Annotated in this window: 7 protein-coding genes; 6 read left to right on the plus strand and 1 reads right to left on the minus strand. The window is 39.9% G+C overall.

All coding sequences use genetic code 11. The features are described from left to right. The 4 genes from WKF69_RS14580 to WKF69_RS14595 all read left to right on the plus strand — a co-directional run. A partial coding sequence (locus WKF69_RS14580) for an IS21 family transposase (protein WP_340382806.1) occupies positions 1–1,103 on the plus strand: 1,103 nt, incomplete at its 5' end. Between the two features lie 18 nt (positions 1,104–1,121). Beyond that, a complete protein-coding gene (gene istB / locus WKF69_RS14585; protein WP_340382807.1) occupies positions 1,122–1,856 on the plus strand; it encodes an IS21-like element helper ATPase IstB in 735 nt (244 codons plus the stop codon). 282 nt (positions 1,857–2,138) lie between these two features. Further along, positions 2,139–2,585: a JAB domain-containing protein gene (locus WKF69_RS14590; RefSeq protein ID WP_340382808.1), complete on the plus strand. Its 447-nt coding sequence runs from the start codon at positions 2,139–2,141 to the stop codon at positions 2,583–2,585. Positions 2,586–2,666: 81 nt separating this feature from the next. Further along, entirely contained in the window at positions 2,667–3,071 is a 405-nt protein-coding gene (locus WKF69_RS14595) for a hypothetical protein (protein WP_340382809.1), read from the plus strand. Here the strand turns inward: WKF69_RS14595 and WKF69_RS14600 are convergent. Beyond that, on the minus strand, positions 3,068–3,310 hold the full coding sequence (locus WKF69_RS14600; RefSeq protein WP_340382810.1) for a helix-turn-helix transcriptional regulator: 243 nt from the start codon (positions 3,308–3,310) through the stop codon (positions 3,068–3,070). The two genes, WKF69_RS14595 and WKF69_RS14600, sit on opposite strands and share 4 nt — an antisense overlap. Positions 3,311–3,424: 114 nt before the next feature. Here WKF69_RS14600 and WKF69_RS14605 point away from each other — a divergent pair, with 114 nt between their 5' ends. Together WKF69_RS14605 and WKF69_RS14610 are read left to right on the plus strand one after the other, a co-directional pair. Continuing rightward, positions 3,425–4,591, plus strand: coding sequence for a hypothetical protein (locus tag WKF69_RS14605; protein WP_340382811.1), 1,167 nt, complete (start codon positions 3,425–3,427; stop codon positions 4,589–4,591). Between the two features lie 163 nt (positions 4,592–4,754). Continuing rightward, positions 4,755–5,243: a hypothetical protein gene (locus WKF69_RS14610; RefSeq protein ID WP_340382812.1), complete on the plus strand. Its 489-nt coding sequence runs from the start codon at positions 4,755–4,757 to the stop codon at positions 5,241–5,243. Positions 5,244–5,282: the final 39 nt, after the last annotated feature.

Below are 5,282 nucleotides of genomic sequence, written 5' to 3' on the forward strand. Positions count from 1 at the left end.
ATTATGCCGGAGAGAAGCTCCATCTGGTAGACCCCGATACGGGAGAACTTCGAGCGGTGGAGGTGTTTGTAGCCATCCTGGGATGCAGTCAGCTCACTTATGTAGAGGCAAGCTATACTCAGCAAAAGGAGGACCTGATCGATAGCTGTGAGCGAACCCTTCATTACATTGGAGGAGTCCCCAACGCATTGGTGACGGATAACCTGAAGTCAGCAGTAACAAAGTCCAGTAAATACGAGCCGGTTATTAACGAGTACTTCGCTGATTTTGCGGATCATTACAGCATCAGCGTACTACCCACCCGAGCCTATAAGCCCAGGGATAAGTCATTGGTTGAGGGCGCAGTAAAGATCATCTACACACGCATCTATGCTAAGCTCAGGGCTAGAACTTTCCATACATTAACTGATCTGAATCAGGCCATCTGGATTGCACTGGAAGAACACAACAACACCTTGCTTCGCGGAAGGCATTATAGCCGCAGAATGCAGTTTACCGAGGTTGAAATGCCGGTGCTCAATGCCCTGCCTCCGCTTAAATACGAGCATAAGAAGCAGGTATTCGCAACCGTTATGAAGAATGGGCATGTCTGCCTTGGCCCGGATAAGCATTATTACAGCGTGCCTTACCAGAATATCGGTAAGAAGGTGAAGCTACTGTATACCAATCACCGGGTGGAAGTATACTACAACTATGAGCGTATCGCATCTCACGACCGTATTCGCAGTCCTTACGGTTATACGACCCTAACCGAACACCTGGCTTCTACCCATCAGTTTGTTGGTGGCTGGACACCAGAAAAGTTCTTATCCTGGGCTGAATCTATTGATACGGTTGTCAGGCATTACATCTATGTCATTCTTAACAAGAAACAGCACGTTGAGCAGGCTTATAAATCATGCGTGGGCATACTGTCCCTGAACAAGAAATACGGTAGCCAACGGCTGATAAATGCCTGCAAACGCGGAATAGAATACGACATGTACAACTACAAAAGTATCGAGATGATCCTTAAACGCGGACTGGACCACCCCGAAGAACAGGAAACTCTTCCACTGATGCCCCTGCATAAGAATATCCGCGGAGAACATTATTACAACTAATCCTAAACAACAAAACAAATGAATACAGAAACGTTAGAAAAAATGCGCAAAATGAAGTTTTATGGAATGGCAAGAGCTCTAAAGATGAGCCTGGAAGGGGGTAAAGATGAACAGTTCACAACTGATGAATTGGTATCCCATCTAATCGAGGCGGAATGGGATGACCGGCATAACCGGAGTATTGACCGGCACATTAGTAATGCACGCTTCAGGTACAAAGCTGCTGTGGAGCAGATTGTTTATGACGGGGAAAGAACCCTTGACCAGAATCAGGTAATGAGACTCGCTGAATGTGATTTCATCAATCGCAGGGAGAATGTTCTGATTACCGGAAGTACCGGCATCGGAAAGTCCTTCCTTGCCTCAGCCCTGGGGCATCAGGCATGTTTGAAAGGCTTTCGGACGATGTACTGCAATGCCACTAAACTCTTCTCTCACTTAAAAATGGCTAAAGGTGATGGTTCGTATAACAAAGAGATTGCTAAAATTGAAAGGCAGCATCTTCTCATTATTGATGACTTTGGAATACAACCGCTAGATGGTCATAACCGGTCAGCGTTAATGGAAATTATCGAGGACAGGCATGCAAAGGCCTCTCTAATCATAACCGCACAGGTTCCTGTTACGATGTGGCACGAGATAATTGGCGAAAGGACTATGGCGGATGCTATCCTGGATCGCATTGTACATGGATCACACCGGGTGGATCTGATTGGCGAATCAATGAGGAAAAGAAAGTCGTTGTTGAACTGAACAAATAAATCTATTTTTATCACACCAAATCAGCACTGAACTGAAAATCTTCGCCAGCAAAATTGGGGAGTTTACGCCAGCCTTTTAGGTGGTCAGTTTGCTCCGGTTTAGGGTGGTCAGTTTCACCGGTATTTCCACACAAGCTTTATAACAGGATTGATCGAACGTATCATTGGGTTCTGGAAGTAATAATTGGAGGATTTTAACATCCTCCTTTTCCTTTTAAAGCAGTTGATGATACGAAGAATTTTTATTAATATTAGATTGTAAATCAATTAGTTAATGAATAAAGTAGCCGATATTAAAATAATTTATACACCGAAGATCAAACCTTCAAAACTTCCGGAGGTATTTAATGCTCACGATGCACATAAGTTGTTCATGAAATCCTGGGACATTGGCCGACTTCACCTTTTAGAACAGTTTAAAGCCATGTATCTGAATAGTAACGGTCGAGTATTAGGAATTTTTGAGGTATCCAGTGGAGGATTTACATATACTCAGGTTGATACACGTTTGATATTCTTGGGAGCCATTAAATGCTGTGCAACAAGTATTATTTTAGCTCATAATCATCCAAGTGGAAACCGGGAACCTAGCGATAGTGATTTGAGAATTACAAGGCGTTTAAAAGAGGCTGGTCGAATTTTGGAGATCAATGTATGGGATCATTTAATCATTGTACCCGAAGGCTACACCAGCATGAGAGTGGCGGGCATAATCAGTTGATAAACCACAAGAAAGGTTGAAGGTCAAAATACAGGAGTTGATTGGCTGTCAGGAAAATAATATTTAAGATAAAATTCCACGATGATAATTATAAAAGAAAAGACTGTCTTGCAAGACCAAATTTTAGTTTCCCTTAATTCAATCTATACTACAGTAGACCAGATTATTCTCTGGTTTCGGGGAGCAGATGAAGGAGAATTGGGGCTCCTTTACGATGTAAGGGACTTATGTCACGTAACAAAGGATCTAGTAATTTGCGATTCTCGGTCGACTAAGTTAGTGTTGCACCTTCTAATTTCTCACTTAGAAAGGTGCCCTGAGAATATTTGTGAAGTCCAAAAATCACTGAGTATAATTTCGAAAATACCAGAAGATATAGAAGGAACAATACAAGAGCTAAGTGATCTGACCAAAAAGTTAATGGCCTTATCTGAGGAGCATAAGCAATGGAGTGATCCTTCAAAGTACTTCGTTGCTATTAATTAAAAAGGCTTCTCGGGGAAAAAATCGCCGAAATTGCAGTTAAAAATCTTCGCCAGTTCATTAATATGGTTAAGATTGTATTTCGCTCGGTGATTTGGGCTCTCTACATTCCCTATAAATCCTACTGATAAGTCTAGTTCCCTTGCTAATTGTGCCTGCGATAGCCCCGCTTTCAAACGCTTCTCCTTCACCTTATCTATAAGGAACATTTCAATTTCAGTTCTGTTAGCTCGTATGCCCATCGGCTGACAATAACGAGATACAAAAAATTAAATACACCTATACATGTACATGTAAATTTTATATATTTAAGAAATAATAAATTCAAAACTCTTACCTTAAGTAAAAATTTGTAAATGAAAAGAAAAGTATTTACCATATTCTTTATGTTCCTAACCACAATAGGGTTTTCCCAGCAGGTAGATAAAGATGGCAGAGCTGTACTGAGCTCGATGGTGATAAAAGAACTTGGCGACATAGTTCACAGGCAAATGAATTACGCTTCCAACAGAGATATGTTTAAAGCAACAATGGTTCGAAATATAATTCGACAAACTGGTGGAAATGTATCCGACGCTTTGAGTGTTTTAGAACAAGTAACAACTTCAAAACAAAACCGCGACTTGGTTATAAATTCTGTTGTCATGTACTCGGGCATAAACCGAACGGGAGACGCATTCTTAAGCTGGGGTATGACCTCTAAAAGTGTAAATGCCATTGAATACTATATCAATAGTGGAATGGGGAGTTCCGCCAAAGAAAGAGCTGATATGAAGAAGAAGGAAGAAAAACAATTAGCTCAAGAAAAACGAGATAATGATCGGCGTATAGCTGAAGAAAACTTAAAAGCGGATCAACAACTTAAGAAAAGAAATGAAGAAGAGAGACAACGTAGATTAGCAGATGCCAAGCAGCAAGAGAAAGTTAAGTTATTACGGTCCAAAGTATATGAGTTAGAGACTACGGATGTAATTAAATACAACGGACTTAAATCAAGGCTTATAGATTCACTAATATCACTTATTAGTTTGCAACCTGTTACTGAGACTCAAACTATTAAAAGTACCTATAGTTACGTCTATACTGATGAACCAGGACGAATACGTGATGGTAAGACATACCTAACACATTCTGGCGGAAACACAATCGAAGCTTTCTCAGAATTTAAAATGCCTAACCCGTCTTTTACGATTGAAGGTGTTGAAGTTCCAATTAATGTTAACATAAAAGATATTGGATTAAATTACAAAATGGGTAATGCCCAAATAAAAGTCACTGATTCTAAAATAAATTATCAAAAAGGTAAGTCAACTGCAGAAATCCAATCTGTTATCGCATCAAAGATGTCAGGTAAAACAGGCGTTTATTCTATTGAATACATGTATGGTGACGTTTCTGGATCTCCAATAAAAGTTGTTAACGAAAAGTTCATTAGAAAATCTGGACATTGGCTAATTTATCCCATTGGAATTCCGTTGGCAGCGGGTGCGATCTACCTGTTGATTAAGTCGAACGCATTATAATGTCGATGACCGTTGTAATTTACTACATTAAGGATTTGAAACAAATGCCTATTTATTTTCTCTTTGCTCTAATGTAGGCTCTTGTCTCTCGGGTACAGGAGTTACTCAAAACGTATCCGATTCGCTCTACACGAAAGGATTTTAAACGGTTAATTATAAATTAATGCCAAAAAGAAATCTTCCTTTAACTGCATATAAATTCATGAAACAGCTAAATCTGCTTTACATACTGTTGATGTTATCAGTTTTGGCCTGTAAACCGGCTACAAATAAAAATGTTAAAACCGATACGACCCGTGTAGAAGTTCAAGACACCGCAAATGTTGTCAATGACACGATCATAGAAGAAGAGATTTATCCAGAGAATTCAGAAAGTTTGGTGGGTAAAGTTGAAATTTTCATGAGTAATTATCAGTTCAATAAAACGACTGATGGTACAGAAAAAACAACATACCGTGTTGCGAAGATCTCTTTTGATGACCCGAAAAATTTTACTATTGAAGGAACAGCTTTCGAAGAATTACCCAAAGGACAAATGGTCATAGAGTTCGCGGGACTTCCTGAAGTAAGAGAAGAAATTGTATTCGTGGGGCACAATGCGAATGGATATGATATTTACGCAATAACAAAGACTGAATGTATATTCCGGTGAAACTGACCACCCTATTCCGTGGCAAACTGACCACCTAAA

The organism is Daejeonella sp. (assembly GCF_037719425.1).
Taxonomy (GTDB): domain Bacteria; phylum Bacteroidota; class Bacteroidia; order Sphingobacteriales; family Sphingobacteriaceae; genus Daejeonella.

What these genes read in the sequence shown, in the direction of transcription:
- istB (WP_340382807.1), top strand. Translation starts at nt 1,122, where the DNA reads ATGAATACAGAAACGTTAGAAAAAATGCGCAAAATGAAGTTTTATGGA.
- WKF69_RS14590 (WP_340382808.1), top strand. Translation starts at nt 2,139, where the DNA reads ATGAATAAAGTAGCCGATATTAAAATAATTTATACACCGAAGATCAAA.
- WKF69_RS14595 (WP_340382809.1), top strand. Translation starts at nt 2,667, where the DNA reads ATGATAATTATAAAAGAAAAGACTGTCTTGCAAGACCAAATTTTAGTT.
- WKF69_RS14600 (WP_340382810.1), bottom strand. Translation starts at nt 3,310, where the DNA reads ATGGGCATACGAGCTAACAGAACTGAAATTGAAATGTTCCTTATAGAT.
- WKF69_RS14605 (WP_340382811.1), top strand. Translation starts at nt 3,425, where the DNA reads ATGAAAAGAAAAGTATTTACCATATTCTTTATGTTCCTAACCACAATA.
- WKF69_RS14610 (WP_340382812.1), top strand. Translation starts at nt 4,755, where the DNA reads ATGCCAAAAAGAAATCTTCCTTTAACTGCATATAAATTCATGAAACAG.